Consider the following 24,781-nt stretch of genomic DNA (forward strand, 5'->3'; position numbering starts at 1 on the left):
TCGATCTCGATCAGGAGGGATCGGTGGGGGTGGAGACAGGCCTTGCGGCCTCGGGAGCAGGCGTCTCTCCCCGGCGGGCCTTGAGAACACGCTTGCCGACCTCGACGATGATCGGGAGCACCGACACGAACACGATCAACAAGAAGATGATGTCGACGTTGTCACGGATGAACTCGATCTGACCGAGCAGGTATCCGAGTAGCGTGACGCCGGCGCCCCACAGGATGCCGCCCACGATGTTGTACGTCAGGAACAGCGAGTATTTCATCCGTGACGCACCCGCGACGACCGGCGCGAACGTGCGCACGATCGGCACGAAGCGGGCCAGGATGATCGTAATCGGGCCGTGCTTCTCGAAGAACGCGTGCGACTCGTCGATGTACTTCTTCTTGAGGAACCGGGCGTCGTTGCTCTTGAAGAGCGCGGTGCCGCCCTTGCTGCCGATGAAGAAGCCCACCTGGTCGCCGAGGATCGCGGCGATGGGGATCAGAACCAATAGCGCCCAGATGGGGGCGAACGGCTCGATCTCGGCCGACTTCGACGCCGCGATGAGGCCCGCGGTGAAGAGAAGCGAGTCGCCGGGCAGGAGCGGGAACAGCAATCCCGACTCGATGAAGACGACCAGAAGAAGTCCGACGAGCACCCAGGTGCCGAAGGAGTTGAGGAGGTTCACCGGGTCGAGGAACCCCGGCATCAACGCGAGGTTGGTCACGGAATCCGATGCTGCCTGCACAATCACGGCCCTCAGCGTACCGGCGTATGCGCGGAGTATCGGAATACTGCAGGTCAACGATTCCTGACCGGTCTCGGACGGCCCGGAAACGAGGTGCCACGACAGCCACCGGGCGACGTAGGCTACCGGTATTGCCATACTGCTAGGACCACATCGCGCGCTGCGCTGATCGCGTGCGCCGAAATCGACACGTTTATGGAGGACTGCCGCCGTGCCAATCGCGACTCCCGAGGTCTACGCCGAGATGCTTGGTCGAGCCAAGGAGCACTCCTTTGCCTTCCCAGCTATCAACTGCACTTCGTCCGAAACTATCAACGCCGCAATCAAGGGTTTCGCGGATGCGGGCAGTGACGGCATCATCCAGTTCTCGACCGGTGGTGCGGAGTTCGGTTCAGGTCTGGGCGTCAAGGACATGGTGACCGGTGCTGTCGCGCTCGCCGAGTTCGCACACGTGATCGCCGCGAAGTACGACGTCACGATCGCCCTCCATACGGACCACTGCCCCAAGGACAAGCTGGACGGTTTCGTCCGGCCGCTGCTCGAAATCTCTCAGCAGCGCGTCAGCGCCGGCCGCAACCCGCTCTTCCAGTCCCACATGTGGGACGGCTCGGCCGTTCCGATCGACGAGAACCTCGAGATCGCCAAGGAACTCCTTGCTATCTCCAAGGCCGCGAACATCATCCTCGAGGTCGAAATCGGCGTCGTCGGTGGTGAAGAGGACGGTGTGGAAGCCGAGATCAACGACAAGCTGTACACCAGCCCCGAGGACTTCGAGAAGACCATCGACGCTCTGGGCACCGGCGAGAACGGCAAGTACCTGCTGGCAGCGACGTTCGGCAACGTGCACGGCGTCTACAAGCCGGGCAACGTGAAGCTGCGTCCCGAGGTGCTCGAGACCGGCCAGAAGGTCGCCGTCGCGAAGCTCGGCCTGCGGGACGGCGCCAAGCCGTTCGACTTCGTCTTCCACGGCGGGTCGGGTTCGCTGAAGTCGGAAATCGAGGAGGCGCTGAGCTACGGCGTCGTCAAGATGAACGTCGACACCGACACCCAGTACGCCTTCACCCGTCCGATCGTCGGCCACATGTTCAGCAACTACGACGGTGTGCTGAAGGTCGACGGCGAGGTGGGCAACAAGAAGGTCTACGACCCGCGCAGCTACCTGAAGAAGGCCGAGGCCGGGATGACCGCCCGTGTCATCGAGGCCTGCAACGACCTCAAGTCCGCGGGACGCTCGGTCTCGGGATAGGCCCTTCGGGCTCGTGCGCCTTTCTGGTAGTTACCGCTACCAGAAAGGCGCACAGTCGTTATCGGGGGTCGCAGACCTTCCAGGTGCCGTCGACCCTTTCCAGGTCGAACGTGCGCCACGACTGCTCGTTCGGGTTGGCGGCGGTATGGGCCTTCACCTGGGCGATGGCGGTGTCGCCGGTGATCTGGACGGCGTCGACCTCGCCGACCACCGGAATGTTCTGTTGAGTGATCGCTACCTGATGGACCTCGGCGAAATCCTGATCCGAGATGCCCTGGTAGTACTCGGCGAGACCGCCGCAGGTACTGGTGCGCAGGGTCGCGAGGTCGCCCTGGGTGAGCGCCGCGACGAACGTATCGATGGTGCCCTGTACCTGCGCCTCGGGTGAGTTCTCGGCCCGATTGTTGTTGTAGACCACCACACCGGCGACGGCAATGGCGGCGATCACGAGGACGCCTGCGGCGATCGCCGCCAGGAGCCAGGCCTTGCCGTGCTTCCTGGCCGCGGGCGCTGCGGGACCGACCCGCTGCGGGGCGCTCGGCTGGGTCGGGAGCACTCGCTGGGGCGCCGCTTTAGGCGTGGGTGGCGGCGGAGTCGGACGGTTCGCCGGTGGCTTCTGCGCGGATGCCGCTGGTCGGGGCGGGGCCGCTTGCTGGGGACGACCGGGCTGCTGGGCCTGTGCGGGGCGGGGCGGCGGCGGCGTCTGCGGTACGGGGGACTTCGTGATCGGGATGGCGACGGTCTCGGTGTCGGCGGGATCCGCCTTGCCGGGTTCCTTCTTCCCCTGCCAGTTCGCCCCCTTCACAGCCTGCGGCGGGGATTTCGGGTGCATCTTCACCGTGGCCGCATCAGGCTTCTCCGGCGGACGCTTCTGCTTCGGAATCGCCTTCGTCACCGCCTCGGACGCGGCGCTGTCGGGAGAGGACTGTGCCGACTCGGGAGTCTTCGCAGAGGGTGTGGCGGACGGCGTGTTGTCGGCCGGCTTCTTCGCGTCGGATGCCGGGGTCCCGGCGGCGGCCTTGTCGGTACCGGCGGTGACCGGCCGGGCCTTGTCGGTGTCGGCGGTGACCGGTCGGGCGGTCTCGTTTGCCGGTGTATCCGTAGTCGGCTTCTCGGTCGGTTCGTCTTTCTTCGGGTCCTGCACGCGTTGCCCCTCGGTCTGCAGAGAAATGAACGTTGGACCGAAGCCTAACGACAACGTGCGGCAATGCAGACCACCACAGGGCGCTTCGTCTACGGGGCGGGGCAGAGGAACAGTCCCGCCGGGGGCACAATAGGCGCATGACCTCTTTCGGTGACCTTCTCGGACCCCAGCCCACGCTGCTTCCCGGTGACGACGAGGCCGAGTCGGCCCTGTTGAACCACGAGGAACCGGCTTCCGTGGCGGCCGCACACCCCACCGCCTCCATCGCCTGGGCGTATCTCGCCGAGGCAGCTCTCGACGCCGGCGAGACGATCGCCGCGTACGCCTACGCACGCACCGGATACCACCGTGGCCTCGACCAGCTGCGCCGCAACGGCTGGAAGGGCTTCGGCCCCGTTCCCTACAGCCACGAACCGAATCGCGGATTCCTGCGCTGCGTCGCCGTCCTCGCGAAGGCCGCGAAGACGATCGGCGAAACCGACGAATACGCCCGTTGCCTCGACTTGCTCGAGGACAGCGACCCCCGAGCCGCCGAAGCGCTTGGCCTCGGGTAGCGCCGTCACCGCAGCACCGGTCCGAGTTCGGAACGGACTGAAGACTTCGGCTCAGCGGCTGCGAGTGTCGGCCCTGCCGATCCTGCAGTGCGCCGTCGCGGCGGGTGCCTCGTGGTGGGTTGCCACGGTGGTGATCGGTCACACGTCCCCGTTCTTCGCGCCGATCGCCGCGGTGGTGTCGCTGGGACTGTCGCTCGGCGCGCGGCTGCGTCGATCCGTCGAACTCGTGGCCGGTGTGACCATCGGGATCGGGGTCGGGGACCTCCTCATCGCGTTCATCGGCAGCGGTACCTGGCAAATCGCCCTCGTGGTGGCCTTGGCCATGACCGCGGCGGTGCTCCTGAACAGCGGCCCGGTCCTGTCGATGCAGGCGGGCAATTCCGCTGTTCTCGTCGCAACTCTGCTACCACCCGGTGGCATGGCGGGTGTCAATCGCATGGTGGACGCACTGACCGGAGGCCTGGTGGGCATCGCGGTGGTGGCGTTGATACCCACGCATCCCGTGGGCCGGGCGAGGCGCCACGCCGCCGGAGTCCTGGGAACTGCCGCCGAAGTGATGCAATTGGTGGCGGACGGCTTGGTCGCCAACGACGACAAGCCCATCGAGGAGGCACTGCGGAAGGCGCGAGCCACCCAGTCGTCCATCGACAATTTGCGCACGCACCTCGCGGGCGGCCGTGAGGTCAGCCGTATCTCGCCGCTGTACTGGAACACCCGCGGCCGACTTGAACGCTTGAGCGCCGTTGCCGACCCGCTCGACAACGCTCTGCGCAATATTCGTGTCCTGGCCCGGCGTTCGCTCACTTTGGTACGTGACGACGAGATCCTCAATCCGCGACTGGTCGACCAGGTCGAGAAATTGGCCCAGGCCATCGAAACGTTGCGCCTGATGGTGCTCGCAGACCCCGGTCAGCAACCCGACCAGGCCGAGGCTGCCCGCGTGCTCCGTTCGGTGGCGTCCGGACTCAAACCGGAACTGGTGGAGAATGCAGGTCTCTCGGCCACCGTCGTCTTCGCTCAGATCCGTTCGCTCACCGTCGATCTGATGCAGGTGGCAGGGCTGAACCGCATCTCTGCCATAGCGCATCTGCCCCCGACGGTGCAGAAGCCGGCGTACCGCCCCGATCTCTGAGATCTCAAGCGTCACGAATGAGAGCGTGGAAGCCGGCGAGTACGACGTACGCTGCTGGACGCGACCGGAACCGTGCCGGGATGGCCGGAAGGGCGGTCGATCAGGCCTGGTGGGAGACCCATCGGAGCCGGCTCGATCGCGCCGCCCGGGACGCAGGCAACGGCTGAGTCGACGTGGTCGCCGGCACGACGCTGTTGATACACATGCACAAGTACGCATATGATCGGCAGAACTTCGGGAGGAGCTCTACACATGGGAGTCGGCCACGGTCATTCGCACGGCCACACGCAAGGCGGGGGTGAGGTAGGGCCATCCAAGGGGCGGGTCCGTCGTATGGCGATAGCGCTCGTCATCCTCCTCGCGTTCCTCGTCCTCGAGGCGGGAGTCGGCCTTACGGTCAACTCGCTGTCGCTGCTTGCCGACGCCGGGCACATGCTCACCGACGTCGTCGGCATGGCGATGGGTCTCGTCGCGCTCGTGCTCGCGCGCAAGGGCAGCGCCGCCGCCGCACGCACCTTCGGCTGGCACCGCGCCGAGGTACTGACCGCAATGGCCAACGCCGCAATGCTTCTCGCCGTCGCGGTATGGGTGTTCTACGAGGCCATCTCCCGCATCGGCGACGCACCCGACCTCCCCGGTCTCGCACTCGTCCTCACGGCTACCGCCGGTCTGGCCGCGAACCTCGTCGTCATGCTCATGCTGCGGGCCGATTCCAAGGACAGCCTGGCCGTGCGCGGGGCGTACCTCGAAGTTCTCGCGGATGCGGTCGGCAGTGTGGGTGTCCTCCTTGCCGGTGCCGTCGTGATCGCGTTCAACTGGACCTACGCCGACATCGTCGTCGGTGTCCTCATCTCCCTGTGGGTGGTGCCCCGCGCACTGAAACTCGCCGCCGCATCGCTGCGGATCCTCACCCAGGCGAGCCCCGCGGACGTCGATGTCGAAGCGGTGGAAGCAGACCTGGCGGCAGTTCCCGGCGTCATCGGCGTGCACGACCTCCACGTGTGGACTCTCACCACCGGCATGGATGTGGCGACGGTGCACCTCACCACGGAATCCGACTCGGCCCTCGTCCTCGAATCGGCCCGCACAGTCCTCGAAACCCACCAGCTCTCACACGCCACAGTGCAGGTCGAATCCACGGCGAACGGACGCCACTGTGAAAAGAACGTGACCTGGTAAGCGCAGGAATGGTTGGTTTCTTTCCGCTAACAATCGTGGCGTCCGCGCAGTCGGCGGGTCAGACTTACCGGAACAGTCGGTGCCGTCTCACAAGGGAGCCAGATTCATGTCCACTCTCGGAGCGCTCACGAAATCCGCAGCAGCCGTAGCCATCGGTGCGGCCGCCCTCCTCTCCGCGCCCGCCGTGGCGTCCGCCGCGCCGTTCATGCCCGATCCGTTGGCGAATTGCAACGCCGAAGCATCCTTCGATGTGGAGCGAGACACCGATACGCAGAAAATCGAGTGGGAATTCGAGGGGCCAGATAATGCGACCACCGACGCTCAGGTGGCGTACCTGAATATCGGTCAGGCCGGCCCTACCATCGGATCGTCGGGCCCGCTGGTGAATGACAAGGACGTGGAGCGGGATCTGCCGGGCTTCACCGCTCACCTCATCCCTGGTGGAACCTACGACCCGGATGGCACGACGGGAACGGCCGCAACCTGCGCCCTCGGTTTCGGTTTCGCCGTCACCCAGTGAACCGCTATTTGGTGAAGCGGGTGACGCCCCGACCCGGCTTCCACAGGTCGACGTAGAGGTGTTCGCCGTCGACGGTGGTGAGTACCACCTCGTCGACGGAGAGTTCGAAGACGTCTGCCTCGCCGATCTCGTCGGGATAGTGGTCGACGATCTGCTGTTTCCTCTCGCCGACTATCTCGTCGGCGCGGCCGCTGATCTTCGCGTCGCCGCCCTCCATGGTGTGGTGCCCGGGGTTGCTGTGAAGCGCGAATCGTGGATCGCGCCGCAGGTCGAGCACCTTCCGTGCTGCCACCATCGAACCGAGCAGCAGCGTGCCCTCGTAGAACTCGACTTCGGTGCCGCTGACTCGGGGTGAGCCGTCTTTGCGGACGGTCGCGAGAACGTGGTGTTTGTGTGCCTCGAAGCGGGCGATCACGGCTTTGGCGAGGTCGGGCGCTTCGGTCTCGAACTGTGTCCAGTGCGTCATGTACGTCAGTGTGCGCGCCTATCCCTGACACCTTCTGTCAGTCATTTTCTCTAGACTCGGGCAATGCGTTCGAGTCGGCTCGTCGAACTGATGCTGCGGCTGGAGGGCAGCCGCGGTGTCACGGCTGGGCAGCTGGCCGAGGAGCTGGGTGTCTCGGTGCGCACGGTGTACCGGGATGTCACGGCGCTGTCCGCGGCGGGCGTGCCCGTCTGGACCGAAAGTGGTCCCGGCGGGGGTATTCGGTTGCTCGACGGATGGCAGTCGAAACTCGGTGGGATGACGGGGGCGGAGACGTCGGCGCTGATGCTGCTGGGTGTGCCTTCGCTCGCCGACGACCTCGGTCTGCGTGAGGTGACCGCGGCGGCGCAGTCGAAGTTGCTGCACGCGTTGCCTGTTCCGCTGCGTGCAGGTGCACAGTTGTGGCGTGATCGTCTGTACGTCGACGTGCCGGGATGGTTCACGCCACCCCGCGACAACGAGCACCTGCCCGACGTCGCCACCGCGGTGCTGGAGGGGCGGCGCCTGCGCATCGACTACAGAAAAGGTGCCGACGTGGTGACGCGGACGCTCGATCCACTCGGTCTGGTGGCCAAGGCGGGTGTCTGGTACCTGGTTGCGCAGCATCGCAGCAGGATTTTGTCGTACCGGGTGTCCCGGGTCAGTGACGCCACGGTCCTCACGGAGCCGGCACTGCGGCCGGAACAGTTCGATCTCGGTGCGTGGTGGTCGGCCTCCGTCGCGGAATTCGATCGTGCGATGCTCCGGTTCCCGTGCCGGGTGCGCCTGTCACCGCGGTCGTGGCGTCAGTTGCCCCGGATCGTGGGTGTGGAGGCTGCGCGTGTCGAGGCGGGACCTCCCGACGAGGACGGTTGGGTGGCCGTCGACCTGGTGCTCGAGGCCGAGGACGTGGCCCTCGAACAGTTGACCGCGCTGGGTGCAGGGGTCGAGGTGCTCGCACCTGCGTCGCTGCGGGCGGCGTTGCGCGACACCGGTGAGGCGATGACGAACCGCCACCGGTGACGCGCAGCCACACCTCTACCCGAGGCGCTCGATCAGCGTCGCGTTGGCGAGCCCGCCGGCCTCGCACATGGTCTGCAGACCGTATCGCGCGCCGCGCTGCTCCATGGCGTTCACCAGCGTGGTCATGATGCGCGCCCCGCTGGCACCGAGCGGATGACCGAGCGCGATCGCGCCGCCGTGCACGTTTACCCGATCGAGGTCGGCGCCGGTCTCGGCCGCCCATGCGAGGACCACCGATGAGAACGCCTCGTTGACCTCGAACAGATCGATGTCGGAGATGTCGAGCCCGCTGCGCGCCAGCACCTTACGGGTGGCCGGGATGACCGCGGTGAGCATCATCAGCGGGTCGTCACCGGCGACGGCGAAACTGTGCAGTCGGGCCAGAGGGGTCAATCCGAGTCGGCCCGCGATCTCCGACGTCGTGATCATCAGGGCAGCGCTCCCGTCCGAGAGTGGACTGCTGTTGCCCGCGGTGATCGACCAGTCGAGCTCCGGAAATCGCGTCGCATAGTGCTCGCTGTGGAAGGCGGGACGCAGACCGGCCAGGACATCGAGTGTCGTATCCGGACGGATCCCTTCGTCGACACCGAGTTCCGGTAGGACGGCGAGTTCCTTCGCGAAGTTCCCCGCGCTCGCTGCCGTCGCGGCCTTCTGATGACTGCGTAACGCGAACTCGTCCAATTGCTGTCGGGACAGTTCCCAACGGGCTGCGATGAGTTCGGCGCTGATGCCCTGGGGAACGAGGCCGTCGGGGTAGCGGCGCTCGAATCCCAGACCCAGCGACTCCCGGCCGACCACGTTCGAGCCCATCGGAACCCGGCCCATCGACTCGACACCGGCCGCGACCACGATGTCGTAGGCCCCGGACAGCACACCCTGCGCGGCGAAGTGGACTGCCTGCTGACTGCTGCCGCACTGCCGGTCGACCGTGGTGCCCGGCACGGACTCGGGATAGCTGGCGGCGAGAAGTGCGGTGCGGGTGAGGTTCTGGCCCTGATCGCCCACTTGCGTCACGGTGCCGCCGATGACGTCGTCGATGAGTGCGGGATCGATCCCCGTGCGCTCGACGAGGGTCGACAGACTGTGTGCGAGGAGGTCGACGGGGTGCACATCGTGGAGGGCCCCGGAGGGTTTGCCCTTGCCGATCGGTGTGCGGACGGCCTCGACGATGACGGCGTCTCTCATGGGAGTTCCCTTTCTCTGTGCTGCTGAGCTGTGGTTGGCGATCAGGGGGTGAGGATTCTGCGGAGCTGACGCGCCTGACCCGCGAGGTGTCCTGTAGCGGTGCGCAGTTCGGTCTCGTCGACGCACGAGTCTTCGGTGGCCCAAACCGTGCGGTGGCGCAGGTGGTACCACCCCTCCCGTGAGTACTTGTTAACAGCGGGCTGTTGATAAGTACTCACAGGGAAGTGGGCACTGAACTCGACGGTGGGGATGGCTACCGGCGCGTCGAGTACGGCGAACAACCCCGGCGGTAACGCGTCGAGTAATACTGCCGCGCGTTCCGAAGGGCTGAAATCGATCGATGAGAGCAGACGAATCCACACCTCGAATTCAGGGTCGGCGCCGCCGGCGAAGGGACGTGCCGAGTTGATCGGGCGGATGTCGAGGTACTGGGCGAAGGGCATGTAGTCGGCCGGAATCACCAGGGGTGTGAGGACTTTGGGATCTTTGTCGCCGAGGTCGGGCGCACTGGGAGGCCACGTGATGGCGCTGGGGGTGCGGGTGAGGCGGATCAGTGCATCGGCGGAACCTGGCATCGATACGCGGACACTCGGTGTCCGCCCGCCGTGCACGACCTCGACCTGATGGTCCACCGGGCCCGGGTCGACGGGCCGGGTGAAGTGGGCCGAGACGGTGACCGGTGTCGCTGCCGTCTCGGCCTCGGCCGCGTGCAGCATCGATGCGACGACGAGTCCGCCGTGCATACCGCCGAAACCACGCCAGGTGGAGTCGAATTCGGTGGGGAAAGCAAGTGCGGTCAGCGGGGTCATGCCGGTACCTTTACGGTGAGTGGGTTCTGGGAATTCATGCCGATGGATGTGGCCGCCGCACCGACGCCGACTGCCGCGATCACCCACCAGGCGACGAGGAAGGCAGAGTGGGTGTCGTCGTAGCCCACGGTGGTGCCGAGGACCGCCACGAGCACGCTGACCCCAATCACGGTGCCGATCTGCCGATTCATGTTGACGATCGCACTGCCAGTCGCCGACCGGGATTGCGGAAGCCCGGCAGTGGCGGACGAGAGAATGGTGGGGAGTGCGAGACCGACGCCTACTCCGCCGATCAGCAGACCCGGAAGAAATTCGGTGGGGTAGTGCGGCTCCGCCCCTACCGACCCCAGGATCAGTAGCGTGCCCGCCGCCCACAGCAGACTTCCGGCAGCGGCAATGGTGCCGGGAGAGAAGCGCCGGGCGAGGAGCTGGCCGGCGATCGCGAAGAGCGGCACGAGGATCGGTCCGGGAGCGATGGCGAGTCCCGTCCTGATCGCCGAGTATTCCCACACGTTCTGCAGCCAGAGGATGTTCGACAGCAGTCCCGCCGCGAACGCTGCGCTGAACACCAGGGCGGTCGCGTTGGACCACGCGAACGTGCGCACCTTCAGCAGGGCCGGTTCGATAAGGGGTGCCCGGTGACGGCTGTTGCTCCACCAGAACAGGGCAAGGCAGGCGGCGGCGAGGGTGAAAGCGAGCGTGATCCGGGGGTCCCCCCATCCCCATTCCGGCCCCTGGACCATCCCGAGCGACAGTGCGCCGATCCCGAGAATCAGCAGGGCCGCCCCCATGAGGTCGAGTTCGGTGTCGGTGGCGGTGGGGCGGACGTCGGGCACGACACGGGTCGCGGCGATCAGGAGTGCGATTCCGATCGGAATGTTGATGAGGAACGCCCAGCGCCAGGAGGCCTCGACGAGGATTCCGCCGACGACGGGGCCGAACGCGGCGGCTGCCGCACCAGAGGCCGCCCACATGCGGACTGCGCCGGCGCGTCGTTCCGCGGGGACGGTTCCGACCAGCAATCCGAGGCTTGCGGGGGTTAGGGCCGCGGCGCCGACAGCCTGCAGCAGGCGGAAGAGGACGAGAAACCACAGGGAGGGGCTGAGCGCGCAGGCTGCACTCGCAGCTGTGAACAGCCCCAGTCCCAGCATGAATCCGCGCCGGTGACCGATGCGATCCGCCCACCGGCCGAGTGGAACCAGTAGTGCCGCATAGACGATCGCATAGCCGTTGAGTACCCAGCTCAGGTCGCCGAGGGAGTAACCGGGGTAGCTGGCGGCGATGTCGCCGAGGGCGATGTTCACGACGAAGAGATCGAGGCTCGCGACGAACGGGGCGCCACACAGGACGAGAAGGAGAGGACGCAGGCGGATATCCCCTCGCACCTGACTGCTGAATGCCATAGCCAGCAATGTACACCTGGCTTTGCTTTTTGCAAGTCAGCTATCATGGTGGCATGAATGCGGCACGGCTGGACGGCTTCCTCGGCGATCGCGACACCTGGCGGGCCACGCACTGCTCGATCGGAAAGGCGATGGATGTAGTGGGCACGCGTTCGGCCATTCTCATCCTCCGCGAGGCCTATTACGGGACCACGCGGTTCGACGACTTCGTCCAGCGTGTGGGGGTCACCGAGGCGGTGGCGGCGGCGCGCCTGCGGGAACTCACCGCGGAAGGTTTGTTCGAGCGGCAGCCCTACAAGGAACCCGGACAACGGACCCGCTTCGAATACGTGCTGACCGAGAAGGGTCGCGACCTCCTGCCTGCCGTGCTGGCACTCATGCAGTGGGGTGACAAGTACCTGCAGGGAAAACGCGGCGCGCCGATCGGACTGCGGGACGACGCGACGGGTCAACCCGTCCGCGTGGAGGTGCGCAGTCCCGACCGCGAGGTGCCGTTGACCGAATTGCGGTTGACGCCCAACTTCACCGAGGAGCAGGCTCGCCGCTCCCTCCCGTGAGTGTTTGTCAACAGCCCACTGTTAAGAAGTACTCACGGGGGACTCACGAAAGCCAGAAACGCATCAGGTAGTTGCCGTACTGTGCGTAGATCGCCGGCACACCGGACAGCTCGAACAGCCAGTAGATTCCGTCGAAGAACACGGTATTGATCGACGGCACGAAGAGTAGGGCCACGAGGACGAGCAGTCCGTAGGGCTTGTACTGATCGACGGACCGGCGGGTCCGCGGCGGCAGGAAGGGCTCGAGTGCGGCGTAGCCGTCGAGGCCCGGAACGGGGAGCAGGTTGAGTACCGTGGCCATCACCTGCAGAAAAGCCAGGAAACTCAGGCCCGTCCAGAACACCCGATGATCACCGCCCAGGCCCCACCCGCGAATCACGGTCAGCAGGACCACTGCCGACACGAGGTTCACGGCCGGCCCCGCGAGCGACACCTTCGCCTGGACCTTCGGCGGGAACAACCCCGTCCGCAGGTAGACGGCGCCGCCCGGTAGCCCGATTCCGCCGAGGGCGATGAACAGCACCGGAAGGCCAATCGACAGCAAGGGGTGGCTGTACTTGAGCGGGTTCAGGGTGAGGTATCCGCGCACCGCCACATCGGTGTCGCCGTGCCGCCACGCCGTGTACGCGTGCGCGAACTCGTGGAGGCACAGCGTCACCACCCAGCCGGCCACCACGAGGAGGAAGACCCCGACGTGGCCGACGACGGACTCGGCCCGGGCGCCCCACGCGAGTACTCCACCGGCGACGGCGGTGGCGACGACGAGGAGGAAGACCGGGCTGGGCCGGACGGCGGTGGACCGCGTTCTGGGCAGGTTCATCGAACGAGCAACCACTCGCGGTCGTGACGGTAGAACGTCGACCGTTTCACCGCGCGCGGATTGGGCACGTCGTCACGGGTCAGCGCGGCGGCCGGCGACCCGAGTTGGACCGCGCGCCCCTCGATCCATCGACGCGGCAACCAGCGCCGCCGGGGATCGATCGAGGCCCGCAGCCCGGGCATCCGTGGAGTGGGGGTGACGTGCATGTTGGTGGCGGTACCGGAGAACAGCCGGGTGTCGTCGACGTACGCCTCGCCGACCAACGGTTCACCGCCGGGCGCCGTCACGGTGGCGAGCCCGACCAGCGCGATGCCCGCGTCGTCGCGGATGAGAGGCACCGGCTTGGCCGTTCCTTTCAGGGCCGTGCGGGCGGCCCGTGCTCCCGCGGACAGGTGGTAGGCGTCGGTTGCCGGTGAGCTGTGTTCGGCGACGTAGGCGAGCTCGATATGTAACCGGTCGGTCCGCATCAGCCGGGTCAGGGTCGCGGCCAGTGCGGCGTCGCTACCGACCACGATGAGCCGCGGATGCGTGACAACCTGGAGTTTGGAGAAGACCTCGTCGAAGTCGTCCTTGTCCGGCACGGTGGGGGCGCTCGACGCCGAGATCGACCCCAGGGGCAGGGGAAGCGGCACGTCACCGCATATGAGCACAACGGGGGTCAACGCCACTCCTCGCCCGGATATGTCCCGCTACGGCTGCCGCAGCTTTCCATCCGGCCATCCTAGTTGTATGCCCGACACCGGCCCCGAAGCCACTCCGGTCGTACTGTGGGGTCTGTTCTCTGTGCGCTCGGCTAGACTGTTCCCCCGGCCACTGCCTACGAACGGCAGAACCACGCAGTCGGATACGACTGTACGTCGACCGTAGGAGACAACGTCATGCCGGCAATCGTCCTGATCGGCGCCCAGTGGGGCGATGAGGGCAAGGGCAAAGCGACCGATCTATTGGGCGGACGCCTGCAGTGGGTGGTGCGCTACCAGGGCGGAAACAACGCCGGGCACACCGTCGTTCTTCCGAACGGCGACAAGTTCGCGCTGCATCTGATCCCGTCGGGCATCCTCACGCCGGGCGTCACCAACGTCATCGGCAACGGTGTGGTGGTGGATCCGGGAGTGCTGCTCACCGAACTCGCCGGACTCGACGAGCGGGGCGTCGACACCAGCAAGCTGTTGCTCTCGGCTGACGCGCACCTGATCATGCCGTACCACGTGGCCATCGACAAGGTCACCGAACGTTTCCTGGGCGCCAAGAAGATCGGCACGACGGGCCGCGGCATCGGGCCCTGCTACCAGGACAAGATCGCCCGAGTGGGCGTCCGGGTGCAGGACGTGCTCGACGAGAAGATCCTCACCCAGAAGGTGGAGGCGGCACTGGAATTCAAGAACCAGGTGCTTGCCAAGATCTACAACCGCAAGGCGCTCGACCCGCAGCAGGTGGTCGACGAGGTGCTCGAACAGGCCAACGGATTCAAGCACCGCATCGCCGACACCCGGTTGCAGCTCAACGAGGCTCTCGAGCGTGGCGAAACGGTTCTGCTGGAGGGCTCGCAGGGAACTCTCCTCGACGTGGACCACGGGACGTACCCGTACGTGACTTCGTCCAACCCGACATCCGGTGGCGCGGCGGTCGGTTCGGGCATCGGACCCACCAAGATCACCACGGTGCTGGGCATCCTCAAGGCGTACACCACGCGAGTCGGCTCCGGTCCGTTCCCGACCGAGCTGTTCGACGAGCACGGTGAATACCTGGCCAAGACGGGTGGTGAGGTGGGTGTCACCACTGGTCGCGCCCGCCGCACCGGCTGGTTCGACGCCGTGATCGCCCGCTACGCAACTCGCGTCAACGGCATCACCGACTACTTCCTCACCAAGCTTGACGTGCTCAGCAGCCTCGACACCATCCCCATCTGCGTCGCCTACGACATCGACGGTGTACGGCACGAGGAAATGCCGATGTCGCAGACGGATGTTCACCACGCCACCCCCATTTACGAAGAGATGCCCGGATGGTGGGAAGACATCTCGCACGCACGCACCTTCGAGGAACTGCCGAAGAATGCGCAGAACTATGTGCTGCGCCTCGAAGAGCTGTCCGGCGCCTACATTTCGTGCATCGGTGTCGGCCCCGGCCGTGACGAGACCATCGTGCGCCGCGACGTGGTGCGCTGAACAGTCGCACTGAACGGCTGTGACGTCGAACGGCTGTGACGTCGAACGGCTGTGACGTCGGTCCGGCCCGTGCGGTTGCTCAGAACAGGACGGGGTCGTCGAATCCGGGTGCGTGTTCGAGGGCGAGTAGTTCGCGTTTGGTGAGGGTGCCGCTGCCCGCGGAGAATCCGCCGACCTTGTTTCCGGCGGCGAGCACGCGGTGGCAGGGGACGACGATCGGCAAGGGGTTGCGTCCGAGTGCCTGGCCGACGGCCTGCGCGGCGCCGGGTTTGCCGAGTGCTGCAGCCACCTCCCCGTAGGTGAGGGTGTCGCCCGGGTCGATGGCCCGGGCGATCTCGTATACGTGGCAATCGAACTCGGGGACTCCCTCGAAGTCGAGGTCGATCCAGCGCAGGTCGTCGAGTGCGCCGCCGAGGTGTTCCCGAATGGCGTCCAACGCCTGCTGTACCGGTGTGGGCGGTGAGTGCTCCACCGCACCCGGGAAGCAGCGCTCGACGCGGGCCCGTGTCGCCTCGGGTGAACCCTCCGACAGTTGCACACCGACGATCCCGGCGGCCCGCCAGGCAATGGCGCACGTGCCGAGTGCTGTGTCGAACAGGCAGAATCCTGTGGTCACCAACCCAGTATGCGCCCCACATCCGACGTTTACCGTCTGTTGGCCACGGTTGGACATCCTCGAGGATCCACCACCGAGGAGATGTCCCGTGCACCTGTCGCGCCGTACCCTGCTCCGCGCCACCGCTCTCGGAGTACTCGCTGTTCCCGCCGCCGGGTGTTCCGGCTCGGCCGGTTCGAGTCCCACCCTCCTACGCCCCCGGCCCGCGCTGACCCATGGAGTTGCCGCCGGCGATGTGCGCGCCGACGGCGCAGTGATCTGGGCGAGGTCCGACCGGCCGGCGACGATGATCGTCGAGACGGCGGCCACCGAGTCGTTCACCGACCCGGTCCGATTCGAGGGTGGACTGCTCACCCCGGACACGGACGGCACCGGACGGTTGCGTGTGACCGGACTACCCGCCGGGCAGCAGGTGCACTACCGGGTGACCCTCGAAGGTGACGACGGCGCCTCCTCGGAGGCGGTGACGGGTGTCTTCCGCACCGCACCGAGTACCGCGGGCGACATCCGGCTGCAGTGGTCCGGAGACACGGTGGGTCAGGGTTACGGAATCAACCCCGACCTCGGCGGTATGCGGATATTCGAAACGATGGCCGCACGCGACCCGCATCTGTTCCTCCACTCCGGTGACGTCGTCTACGCCGACGGACCCCTGCAGGAGTTGGTTGCGCTGCCGGACGGCCGTATCTGGCGGAACACGGTGACCGAGGCCAAGAGTGCGCTCGCGCAGACATTGGACCAGTACCGCGGTCAGTACGCCTACAACCTCAGCGACCAGCACTACAGAACCTTCAATTCCTCTGTCGCGCAGATTGTTCAGTGGGACGACCACGAAACGGTCAACAACTGGTATCCCGGCGAACTCCTCAGCGCCGAGGCCTACTCGGAGAAGAGCGTCGACGTTCTGGCGCAGCGGGCATTCCAGGCGTTCCACGAGTGGCTTCCGATCGAGCCCACCGAGGCGGTCGACGGGCGCGTGTACCGCAAGATCGGCTACGGACCTCTTCTCGACGTCTTCGTGCTCGACATGCGCACCTACAAGGATGCGAACGGTGTCAATACCGGTCCGGCCGGACAGATCCTCGGCGCAGCACAGAAGGACTGGCTGATTCGCGAACTCGGTGCGTCGACGGCGACCTGGAAGATCATCGCCAACGACCTTCCGCTCGGGGTGGTGGTACCGGACGGCGACACCGCGTTCGAGGGCATCGCCAACCGGGATCCGGGACCACCGTCGGGCCGTGAATCCGAGATCGCGCAGGTACTGTCCGCGATCAAGGCGGGCGGCGTCACGGGAACCGTCTGGCTCACCGCGGACGTGCACTACACCGCCGCGCACCGGTACTCGCCGGACCGTGCCGCGTACAAGGATTTCGACGAGTTCTGGGAGTTCGTGTCGGGCCCGCTCAACGCCGGTGGTTTCGGCCCCAACGACCTCGATCCGACGTTCGGTCCCGAGGCTGTGTTCGTCCACGCACCCCCTGCCCCGAATTCCTCACCCCTCGACGGATACCAGCATTTCGGGGAGGTCTTCATCGACGGGGAGACGTCCGAGTTGCGGGTCGACCTGTTCGACGCGGCCGGGACGGTGCTGTTCAGTCAGGTGCTGGCGCCTCCTGCTCGGTGACATCGCGGGAATCCGCAAGGCTCCCTGAACTACCGTCGGTGCTCATCGGGCGAGCAGTCCAGTCGGCAGATTCTGGACTGCTCGGTGGATCGGCGAATATGCCACCGAGAGGTGCGCCCAGGCGAAACTGCTCCACGCGAAACAGGCCTTCACCTCCTTCTTTGGGGCCGTATCGGGCGACGGCCGCGGCCAGGAGGATGATGCAGGCGAGGGTGAGGAGTGTCGTCATGGGGTCAACTCTGCGCCCGACTGGCTTGGGATCGAATAGCCACAGGGCCGATACTGGACTGCATGATGACCCGTGTACTCGGTGCGCGTTCGCTGGCGAGGGACCTCGGCAACTGGCAGGACGACAGCACCCGTCGTTCGGCGGTCCGCCCGGCATACCGGGCGCTCGCCGACAGCATCCGGCTGCTCGTGCACGACGGCCGCGTCCCCCTGGGTGTGGCACTTCCCAGCGAACGCGAACTGGCGTCGGTGCTGGAACTGAGCCGCACGACGATCACGTCGTCGTATTCGGTGCTGCGCGATGAGGGGTACCTGATCAGCCGACAGGGGTCGCGGAGCACGGTGGCGTTGCCGCCCGGATCCCGTCAGAACGGCCTCATGTTCCGCGCGCATCAGCCGGGGCCGGAGGGTGCGATGATCGATCTCAGTTATGCGGCGATGGCAGCGCCGGGAGAGGCGGTCGAGAATGCGTACTCCTCTGCCTTGCAGTCTCTTCCGCAGTTCCTTCCGACGCACGGCATGGAACCGGTGGGCATCGGCGCCTTGCGCGACGTGATCGCCGCCCGCTATCGGGCCCGCGGACTGGACACGACACCCGAACAGATCATGGTCACCTCGGGCGCGCAGCACGCCCTGCGACTGCTGCTGAACGTGCTGACCGCCCCGGGGGAGCGGGTGCTGGTGGACCATCCCACCTATCCCAATGCGCTGGAGGCGATCCGGAGAGTGGGGGCGCGGCCGGTGCCCGTTCCCGTCCGTCCCGAGGGAGGCGGTTCCGCGGCCTGGGACCTCGACGGAATCCGGAGCGCCGCGCGGCAGACCGCCGCGCGAATGGCGTATCTGATTCCCGACTTCCACAACCCCACCGGTCTGTGCCTCGACGGACCCGGCAGAGCGGAACTCGCGAAGATCGCCCGTGAGACGCGGATGACGCTGATCGTCGACGAGACAATGGTCGACCTGTGGCTCGACGAGCCGTCGCCGGGGCCGGTCGCCGCGTACGGCCGGGGAACGGCGAAAACGGAAGTGGTGACCATCGGGTCGACGGCCAAGTCGTTCTGGGGCGGGCTGCGGGTCGGGTGGATACGCGCCGATCCGTCGTTGATCTCACGTCTCGTCGGCGCCCGCGCAGCGGTCGACCTGGGCACACCGGTGATGGACCAGCTGGCGGCCGCACACCTGCTCACCGACGACGACGCGGTGCTCACCCGCAGGCGTGACGAGCTGCGCGAGCAGCGCAGTGCCATGCTCGACGCCCTGGCCGATCGACTTCCCGACTGGGTCCCGACCATAGGCTCCGGCGGCATGTCGCTGTGGCTGCGGCTTCCGGCTCCGGTGTCGACCGCGCTGGCTGCGACGGCGCCCCACTTCGGCGTGCTGCTCGCCGCTGGACCACGGTTCGGCGTGGAGGGCGCCTTCGAGCGATTCATCCGATTGCCGTACGCCCGGACACCCGATCAATTGCGACGCGGCGTCGACGGCATCGCCGCCGCGTACGCCACCCTGGCCGTCGGACCGGAGCTGGCCGAACCGTCCCTGGTCGTCTGAGAGGGAGTGGCAGAGGACGTGGAAACGTACTCTGCCACTGCGCTCAGGTCCAGACGGTGTCGATGTCGACGCCTTCGCGTGCAGGCGGGGTGGGTGCGCCGGCGGGGGTGCGGGAGAAGCGCGGGGCCGGGGCGTGCTGGGTGACGCCGTCGAGTTCGATCAGTGAGCCGCGGGCGGCGATGTGTTCATTGGACGGCGCCTCCGAGAAGGTGAGGACCGGGGACACGCATGCGTCGGTGCCGAGGAAGATCGCGGCCCACTCGTCGCGGGTCTTCGACAGGAACTTCTCGGCAAAGACCTTCTTCATCTGCGGCCACGCGGACACGTCCATCTGGTGCGGCAGGTCGGCGGCGTCGAGTTCGAGTCCCTGCAGCAACAGGGCGTAGAACTGCGGCTCGATCGATCCCACGGCCATGTACTTGCCGTCGGCCGTCTCGTAGGTGTCGTAGAACGGCGCGCCGGTGTCGAGGAGGTTGACGCCCCGCTCGTCCGACCAGACACCGCGGCCACGGAAAGCCCACATCATGTGCGACAGCGCCAGGGCGCCGTCCACCATCGCGGTATCGACCACCTGACCCTTGCCGGAGGTCTGGCGTTCCACCAGCGCGGACAGGATGCCGAAGATGAGGAACATGGAGCCGCCGCCGAAGTCGCCGACCATGTTCAGCGGGGGAACCGGGCGCTCACCCTTACGCCCGATGGCGTGGAGGACACCCGTGAGGGAGATGTAGTTGATGTCGTGGCCGGCGGCATTGGCCAGCGGGCCTTCCTGTCCCCAGCCGGTCATCCGGCCGTAGACCAACCGCGGGTTGCGCTCGAGGCAGACGTCGGGGCCCAGGCCCATGCGTTCGGTGACGCCGGGGCGGAAGCCCTCGATGACGACGTCGGCGCGCTCGATCAGCTCCAGCACCTTCTCGACCTGCGCGGGATCTTTGAGGTTGGCTTCGACGACGCGACGTCCGCGCTGAATCTGGTCGTAGGGTCCGTCCTGCGGGATCACGCCGGGGCGCTGCACGCAGACGACGTCCGCACCGAGATCGGCGAGCAGGGTGGCCGCGTGGGGGCCGGGTCCCAGACCTGCGAATTCGACAATGCGAATGCCCGCGAGCGGGCCCTTCTTCTCTGTAACGGGAGCAGACACTCGAGTTCCTCATTCCGATGCGGGACAACCTGTCGAATCGACGTTAACTTGCCGGGTGAGGGAGTTGTGCCGCGGGTCACGACACGGCCGTCGTGTAACTCCGCTCCCTTGCCCCGCGGTGGGTGGGCGGCGCAAAGTTGATGCATGAGTTTTCCGGGTGAGCTCGTCAGTTTCGTTCCCAGCACCGACCTCGACGTCTCCCAGATGTTCTACGTGGACACCCTCGGGCTCGAGCTCGACTCCCGCGACGAATTCGCGCTCGCCCTGAACTGCAACGGGTCACTGCTAAGGGTCACGCTGGTCCAGTCGCGTGCCGACACCGGGTACACGGTGCTGGGATGGAAGGTCCCCGATCTCGACGGTGTGGTCGACGCACTCCGGACCAAAGGGATCTCGTTCACCGAGTATCCCGGCATGGACCAGGACGAGCACGCCGCCTGGACCGCGCCGGACGGCATCCGCGTGGCATGGTTCCGGGACCCGCACGGGAACGTCCTGTCGTTGTTCGAGTACCCGAACCCGTGAGTACCCGAACCTGTGAGTACCCGGACCTCAGGCGTCGAGGTCGGCGCCGCCACGTCCGGCCACCAGCGCCTCGGTGGCATCCCACAACCTGGCCGCGAGTTCGGGGTTCCGTGCATCCTTGCTCGGCTGAACTACCTTGCAGGCCTTGACGTAGGCGCCGGTGAACTTGCCCGCCTCGGCGGCCGTGGCGGTCCACACGATCGTCTTCGCGCCCTTCTCGACATCGGCCATGAACGGAGTGAGCAGGGTTCCGATCACCTGGTAGCCGAACGGAAGGTCGCGGCCGAGGGTGGTGCCCTTGACGAAGCCTGGATCCGCGCAGTTCACCACCAGCCGTGCCGGGTCGAAGCGCCGCGCCAATTCCCGACTGAACAGGGTGAGTGCGAGCTTGGAATTGTTATATACGCGTTGGCCGCGGAACTTGCCGTTCGAGGCCTGCAGGTCGTCGAAGTCGAGGTGCCCACCGCGATGCCCCGACGAGCTGACGTTGACGATGCGCGCGGGGTGGCGGAAGCCGGCGGCATCCGTGGTGGCGGCCTGCGCCATGGCGTCGGCCAGGGCGGTGCCGAGTACGAACGGCGCGAGGTAGTTCACCGCGAAGGTCGACTCGATGCCGTCCGGGGTGAGGCGACGCTCTCCCACATCGATCCCCGCATTGTTGATCAACACGTCGATGCGGAGGAATCGATGCCGGAGTTCCTCGGCCAGATTCCGCACCTGGACCAGGTAGGACAGGTCGGCCGTTGCCGAACTCAACCGGCCAGGGTCGTATGCCGACGACAACTCGGCGATCGTCTCGTCGACCTTCGCCCGGTCGCGGCCGACCAGCACGACCGTCGCACCGCGGGCCGCCAACTGACGGCACGTCTCCGCGCCCAGTCCGGACGTGGCGCCGGTGACCACCGTGGTGAGTCCTGCGAGATCGTCGTGTTCGATCATGTTCACCTCCGGTACCGCGGAGAACAGGCGTGCGAGTGTGCGGGTGTTTCAGAGTAGGGCACACCGCAGGGCCTGCGAGGGTGAAACCGCAGGGCCTGCGGGGGTGAAACCGCAGGGCCTGCGGGGTTGAAACCGCAGGCCCTGCGCGACTCGCGACGACGTTCCGGAAGTGGACTAGCGCCGGTGTTCGTAGCCGAGCCAGGCGCGACGACGCTCGCCGAGCGGATCGTTCTCGACCCGACTTCTCTCGTCGATGATGAGGGTTTCCCTGTTCTCCCGCGAGTAGGTGGGCCAGCCGGGCGCCGGCGTGCCGTGCCGTGCGAAATGGAGCCAGTGCGACTGCACCGTGTCGGTGACGGTGCGTAGCGCTTTCCACCCACCGAGTGCGGTGAGTGCCCGCGCCCAGGGTCCGGTCAGCCCGAACACCGCGTACATCTCCGTGGCGTGCGTGGCACCGAGCCCGGCGAGGCGGAGGAGGCGGGGAGCGAAGTCGTATCGGTAACTGTAGGTGGGGGCTACGGCGGCATGACCCTCTGCGCAGAGTAGGGATGGTTCCCAGAACGTGACGTCACCGCCGAGGTCCGCGGCAGCACGCCGACCGGGATAGCCGGGGTACGCGGAGATCGCCCGCTTTTTCACGGACTCGTCCACATGCGAGAACATTTTTTCGATGCGGGTGGCGTCGGTGGGCAGAATATCGAGGAACCGCGGGAACACCCGGCCCTCGTACTGGTTGGTGCCGATGATCAAGGGAACCGGGTGACCGGAACCGGAGGCGAAGGTATCGAGCGGGTGAGCGGGAAGCAGGAAGCCGTCTACTACCGGTGCGAACACTCGTGTTCCGGGCTCCTCGTCGGCGCCCCGATCCGCCAAAGTGGTTCCCACTTCGACGAAGTCGGAGGCCGTCGCGGTCTGCAGCCAGGTCGCGGCCTCGGAAAGGGGCACTCCCGCGATCTCGACGAATTCGCGTGCCCACCGTGCCGCCCGCTCGGGATGGTATGCCGACGCCGCCGGCGGACTCTGTGCGATGGCCTTGCTGAACAGTCCTTTCGCGGCGGGTGTTCCCATCAGGGTAGTGACGGCGTTGGCGCCGGCCGACTCACCGAAGATCGTGACATTGTCGGGGTCGCCACCGAACTCGGTGATGTTGCGTTGCACCCACTCGAGCGCAGCCATTTGATCGCGGAGGCCGAGATTCGAGTCGAAAGGCCGCTCCGGCGTGGAGAATTGGCTGAAATCGACGTATCCCAGGGCGCCGAGCCGGTAGTTGATGGACACATAGACGATGTCGCCGCGCCGTACCAGCGAGTGGCCACCGTACAGCGAGGACGAAGAGCTTCCCCCCGAATACGCGCCTCCGTGGATGAACACCATCACCGGGCGCGGCGTCGCGGACGGCTCCGCGGGAGCCACCACGTTGAGAGTCAGGCAGTCTTCGTCGCACGGCCCGCTACCTTGGGGCGCGCTTGCCCCATAGTGGAAGGCTCGTCGGACATCCGACCACGGCTGGGCCGGTTGCGGGGCACGTAACCGTAACGGGCCCACCGGGGGAGCCGCGTACGGGATTCCGCGCCAGGTGATCAGGTCGTCGAGTCGACGCCCTCCGACGGCGCCGCTCTCGGTGTGGACTTCGAGTGGACTCACAGGCCCTGCCCGTAGTAGCCCTCGTACCCTTCCCACGCCAGTCGACGTTCCCTGCGCGGATCGTCCTGGACTGTGGTGACGGTGTCGAACACGAGCGTTGCCCTCCGATCGGTGTCGTATCTCGGCCACGCAGCCGAAGGTGTTCCGTGCGTGGCGAACTGCAACCAGTTCCTCTGCACCGTATCGGTCACGTCTTTCAGTCCGCGTCGACCCCCCGCCAACGTGAGCGCGCGACCGAAACGAGTGTCGGCGACCCCGAAGACGGCGAGTAATTCGAATCCGTGGGTGGCGTCGAGTCCGAGCCATGTCATGATTCGCGGAGCGAAGTCGAACCGATAACTGTACGTCGGTGCGTAGGCGCAATGCGCCTGGGCCAGTTCCACCGACGGCTTCCAGAACGTCAGGTCACCACCGAGGTCCACCGCGGCGTCGGGGGCTGGATAGCCCGGATACGCTGCGGTGACGCGGGCTTGTGCCGCCGGGTCGGTGAGCTCGAACATCCGGCCGATCCGCGCAGGATCGGTGGGCAGGGCGTCCAAGACCTTCGGGAACAGTGTGCCCTCACGGCTGTTGGTGCCGATGATCAGCGGGACACGGTGCGCGGAGCCGTCGGAGAACGCGTCGAGCGGTGGCTTCGGAAGAAAGTCCCCGTCGATCACGGGACCGAACGGGTGAAGCCCGGGAGTCTCCACCAGAACCTTGGCACCCAACCGGTTTCCCGCTCGACCGAGCGCTCCGACGGGTGAGGTACTCAAGGCCTCGGCCGCGTTCTCCGGTTCGGCGCCCAGGAGTTTCACATAGTCGGCGGCCCACCCGGCGGCCCGCTCGGCCGTCGTGACGAGACCGGGCGCCGAGCTCTCGGCGATCGCACGAGCGAACAGGCCGCGAGCGGAAGGTGTGGTCATCAACGTGGTGACGGCGTTTCCGCCTGCGGACTCACCGAACAGGGTGACATTGTCGGGGTCGCCACCGAATCCGGCGATGTTGCGTTGCACCCACTCGAGTGCCGCCACCTGGTCGCGGAGCCCGAGGTTGGAATCGAATGGCCGCTCGGGGGTGGAGAACTGGGTGAAATCGAGGTAGCCGAGCGAACCGAGCCGGTAGTTGATCGACACGTAGACGATATCGCCCCGGCGTACCAGTGACTGACCGCCGTACAGTGCGGTCGCAGACATGCCCAGTGTGTATGCGCCGCCGTGGACGAACACCATCACCGGGCGGGGCTTGCCGGTGGTGCCGGGCCTGGCCAGAACGTTGAGGGTCAGACAGTTCTCACTGCTCGGCTGGTACTTGCCCGGCCGCAGCACCGTGAACTTCTTGTGCTGCACTGCCGCGTCCCCGAACTCGGTGGCGTCGAGTTCCCCGCTCCACGGGGTGACCGGCTGGGGCGCCCGCAGTCGCAGCGGACCTACCGGCGGGGCAGCATAGGGAATCCCGCGCCAGGCCACGAGGTCGTCGAGCCGTCGGCCGCGCACCCTCCCGTCGGTCGTCTTCACCACTGTGTCGGTCGCTGCCCTGTCGGTCGTCGCTGCCCTGTCGGTCGCGACTGTGCCTGTCGTGCGAATGTCGGACGCCAT

General features: G+C 66.5%; 25 protein-coding genes. 11 read left to right on the forward strand and 14 right to left on the reverse strand.

Annotation, left to right across the window (positions count from 1 at the left end; genetic code table 11):
* Positions 1-10: 10 nt before the first annotated feature.
* Entirely contained in the window at positions 11-694 is a 684-nt protein-coding gene (locus L1080_RS01875; protein WP_236603521.1) for a VTT domain-containing protein, read from the reverse strand.
* Positions 695-944: 250 nt separating this feature from the next.
* On the opposite strand from L1080_RS01875, the gene fbaA reads away from it, so the two are divergent.
* Positions 945-1,979: a class II fructose-bisphosphate aldolase gene (fbaA, locus tag L1080_RS01880; protein ID WP_109332743.1), complete on the forward strand. Its 1,035-nt coding sequence runs from the start codon at positions 945-947 to the stop codon at positions 1,977-1,979.
* 58 nt (positions 1,980-2,037) lie between these two features.
* Here the strand turns inward: fbaA and L1080_RS01885 are convergent, their stop codons facing one another.
* Positions 2,038-3,123: an Rv0361 family membrane protein gene (locus L1080_RS01885; protein WP_250771965.1), complete on the reverse strand. Its 1,086-nt coding sequence runs from the start codon at positions 3,121-3,123 to the stop codon at positions 2,038-2,040.
* 137 nt (positions 3,124-3,260) lie between these two features.
* Between L1080_RS01885 and L1080_RS01890 the strand changes: the two genes are divergently transcribed.
* The 4 genes from L1080_RS01890 (at position 3,261) to L1080_RS01905 (ending at position 6,508) form a co-directional block, all read left to right on the forward strand.
* The gene (locus L1080_RS01890; RefSeq protein ID WP_109332741.1) at positions 3,261-3,677 is read left to right on the forward strand and encodes a DUF3151 domain-containing protein; all 417 of its coding nucleotides are present in this window, start codon (positions 3,261-3,263) and stop codon (positions 3,675-3,677) included.
* Between the two features lie 64 nt (positions 3,678-3,741).
* Positions 3,742-4,809 (forward strand): FUSC family protein, encoded by a 1,068-nt coding sequence (locus tag L1080_RS01895; RefSeq protein ID WP_250771962.1) that lies wholly within the window; start codon positions 3,742-3,744, stop codon positions 4,807-4,809.
* Positions 4,810-5,061: 252 nt separating this feature from the next.
* Positions 5,062-5,988, forward strand: a complete 927-nt coding sequence (locus L1080_RS01900; protein WP_250771959.1) for a cation diffusion facilitator family transporter — start codon at positions 5,062-5,064, stop codon at positions 5,986-5,988.
* A gap of 106 nt (positions 5,989-6,094) precedes the next feature.
* On the forward strand, positions 6,095-6,508 hold the full coding sequence (locus L1080_RS01905) for a hypothetical protein (protein ID WP_250771956.1): 414 nt from the start codon (positions 6,095-6,097) through the stop codon (positions 6,506-6,508).
* A gap of 4 nt (positions 6,509-6,512) precedes the next feature.
* Here the strand turns inward: L1080_RS01905 and L1080_RS01910 are convergent, their stop codons facing one another.
* Positions 6,513-6,974: a pyridoxamine 5'-phosphate oxidase family protein gene (locus L1080_RS01910; protein ID WP_250771953.1), complete on the reverse strand. Its 462-nt coding sequence runs from the start codon at positions 6,972-6,974 to the stop codon at positions 6,513-6,515.
* Positions 6,975-7,037: 63 nt separating this feature from the next.
* Here L1080_RS01910 and L1080_RS01915 point away from each other — a divergent pair, with 63 nt between their 5' ends.
* A complete protein-coding gene (locus L1080_RS01915) occupies positions 7,038-7,994 on the forward strand; it encodes a helix-turn-helix transcriptional regulator (protein WP_250771950.1) in 957 nt (318 codons plus the stop codon).
* A 15-nt stretch (positions 7,995-8,009) separates the two neighbouring features.
* On the opposite strand, the gene L1080_RS01920 is transcribed toward L1080_RS01915, so the two are convergent.
* From L1080_RS01920 to L1080_RS01930, 3 genes are read right to left on the reverse strand one after another with little or no spacing between them, the layout of a single operon-like run.
* Positions 8,010-9,179: a thiolase family protein gene (locus L1080_RS01920; protein WP_250771947.1), complete on the reverse strand. Its 1,170-nt coding sequence runs from the start codon at positions 9,177-9,179 to the stop codon at positions 8,010-8,012.
* A 41-nt stretch (positions 9,180-9,220) separates the two neighbouring features.
* On the reverse strand, positions 9,221-9,988 hold the full coding sequence (locus tag L1080_RS01925; protein ID WP_250771944.1) for a thioesterase family protein: 768 nt from the start codon (positions 9,986-9,988) through the stop codon (positions 9,221-9,223).
* The gene (locus L1080_RS01930; RefSeq protein WP_250771941.1) at positions 9,985-11,391 is read right to left on the reverse strand and encodes an MFS transporter; all 1,407 of its coding nucleotides are present in this window, start codon (positions 11,389-11,391) and stop codon (positions 9,985-9,987) included. The genes L1080_RS01925 and L1080_RS01930 overlap by 4 nt, the downstream gene beginning before the upstream one ends.
* Positions 11,392-11,444: 53 nt before the next feature.
* Here L1080_RS01930 and L1080_RS01935 point away from each other — a divergent pair, with 53 nt between their 5' ends.
* Positions 11,445-11,948: a winged helix-turn-helix transcriptional regulator gene (locus tag L1080_RS01935; RefSeq protein ID WP_250771938.1), complete on the forward strand. Its 504-nt coding sequence runs from the start codon at positions 11,445-11,447 to the stop codon at positions 11,946-11,948.
* Positions 11,949-11,991: 43 nt separating this feature from the next.
* Here the strand turns inward: L1080_RS01935 and L1080_RS01940 are convergent, their stop codons facing one another.
* Positions 11,992-12,768, reverse strand: a complete 777-nt coding sequence (locus L1080_RS01940; RefSeq protein WP_250771935.1) for a site-2 protease family protein — start codon at positions 12,766-12,768, stop codon at positions 11,992-11,994.
* Positions 12,765-13,418 carry a hypothetical protein gene (locus tag L1080_RS01945; protein ID WP_213577762.1) on the reverse strand — a complete coding sequence of 218 codons (654 nt, stop codon included), beginning with the start codon at positions 13,416-13,418 and terminating at the stop codon, positions 12,765-12,767. The genes L1080_RS01940 and L1080_RS01945 overlap by 4 nt, the downstream gene beginning before the upstream one ends.
* A 228-nt stretch (positions 13,419-13,646) precedes the next feature.
* Here L1080_RS01945 and L1080_RS01950 point away from each other — a divergent pair, with 228 nt between their 5' ends.
* Complete coding sequence (locus tag L1080_RS01950) at positions 13,647-14,936, forward strand: adenylosuccinate synthase (protein WP_109332728.1); 1,290 nt, start codon at positions 13,647-13,649, stop codon at positions 14,934-14,936.
* Positions 14,937-15,015: 79 nt separating this feature from the next.
* Here the strand turns inward: L1080_RS01950 and L1080_RS01955 are convergent, their stop codons facing one another.
* Entirely contained in the window at positions 15,016-15,609 is a 594-nt protein-coding gene (locus L1080_RS01955; protein WP_201453426.1) for a methylated-DNA--[protein]-cysteine S-methyltransferase, read from the reverse strand.
* Positions 15,610-15,640: 31 nt separating this feature from the next.
* On the opposite strand from L1080_RS01955, the gene L1080_RS01960 reads away from it, so the two are divergent.
* Positions 15,641-17,179 carry an alkaline phosphatase D family protein gene (locus L1080_RS01960; RefSeq protein ID WP_250771933.1) on the forward strand — a complete coding sequence of 513 codons (1,539 nt, stop codon included), beginning with the start codon at positions 15,641-15,643 and terminating at the stop codon, positions 17,177-17,179.
* On the opposite strand, the gene L1080_RS01965 is transcribed toward L1080_RS01960, so the two are convergent.
* Positions 17,148-17,408: a hypothetical protein gene (locus L1080_RS01965; RefSeq protein ID WP_250771930.1), complete on the reverse strand. Its 261-nt coding sequence runs from the start codon at positions 17,406-17,408 to the stop codon at positions 17,148-17,150. The genes L1080_RS01960 and L1080_RS01965 overlap by 32 nt on opposite strands.
* Positions 17,409-17,470: 62 nt before the next feature.
* Between L1080_RS01965 and yczR the strand changes: the two genes are divergently transcribed.
* Positions 17,471-18,955, forward strand: a complete 1,485-nt coding sequence (yczR, locus tag L1080_RS01970) for a MocR-like transcription factor YczR (RefSeq protein WP_250771925.1) — start codon at positions 17,471-17,473, stop codon at positions 18,953-18,955.
* Between the two features lie 43 nt (positions 18,956-18,998).
* Here yczR and L1080_RS01975 read toward each other — a convergent pair whose 3' ends face one another.
* Positions 18,999-20,096: a CaiB/BaiF CoA transferase family protein gene (locus L1080_RS01975; protein WP_250771922.1), complete on the reverse strand. Its 1,098-nt coding sequence runs from the start codon at positions 20,094-20,096 to the stop codon at positions 18,999-19,001.
* 144 nt (positions 20,097-20,240) lie between these two features.
* Between L1080_RS01975 and L1080_RS01980 the strand changes: the two genes are divergently transcribed.
* Positions 20,241-20,621, forward strand: coding sequence for a VOC family protein (locus L1080_RS01980; protein WP_250771919.1), 381 nt, complete (start codon positions 20,241-20,243; stop codon positions 20,619-20,621).
* A gap of 27 nt (positions 20,622-20,648) precedes the next feature.
* Here L1080_RS01980 and L1080_RS01985 read toward each other — a convergent pair whose 3' ends face one another.
* The 3 genes from L1080_RS01985 to L1080_RS01995 all read right to left on the reverse strand — a co-directional run bounded on the left by L1080_RS01985 (position 20,649) and on the right by L1080_RS01995 (position 24,781).
* Positions 20,649-21,560, reverse strand: coding sequence for an SDR family oxidoreductase (locus tag L1080_RS01985; protein WP_250771916.1), 912 nt, complete (start codon positions 21,558-21,560; stop codon positions 20,649-20,651).
* Positions 21,561-21,734: 174 nt separating this feature from the next.
* The gene (locus tag L1080_RS01990) at positions 21,735-23,204 is read right to left on the reverse strand and encodes a carboxylesterase/lipase family protein (protein WP_159924891.1); all 1,470 of its coding nucleotides are present in this window, start codon (positions 23,202-23,204) and stop codon (positions 21,735-21,737) included.
* Positions 23,201-24,781: a carboxylesterase/lipase family protein gene (locus L1080_RS01995; RefSeq protein ID WP_250771913.1), complete on the reverse strand. Its 1,581-nt coding sequence runs from the start codon at positions 24,779-24,781 to the stop codon at positions 23,201-23,203. Before L1080_RS01995 ends, L1080_RS01990 begins: the two co-directional genes overlap by 4 nt.

It is taken from the genome of Rhodococcus sp. MSC1_016, assembly GCF_023667485.2.
GTDB lineage: Bacteria > Actinomycetota > Actinomycetes > Mycobacteriales > Mycobacteriaceae > Rhodococcus_F > Rhodococcus_F oxybenzonivorans.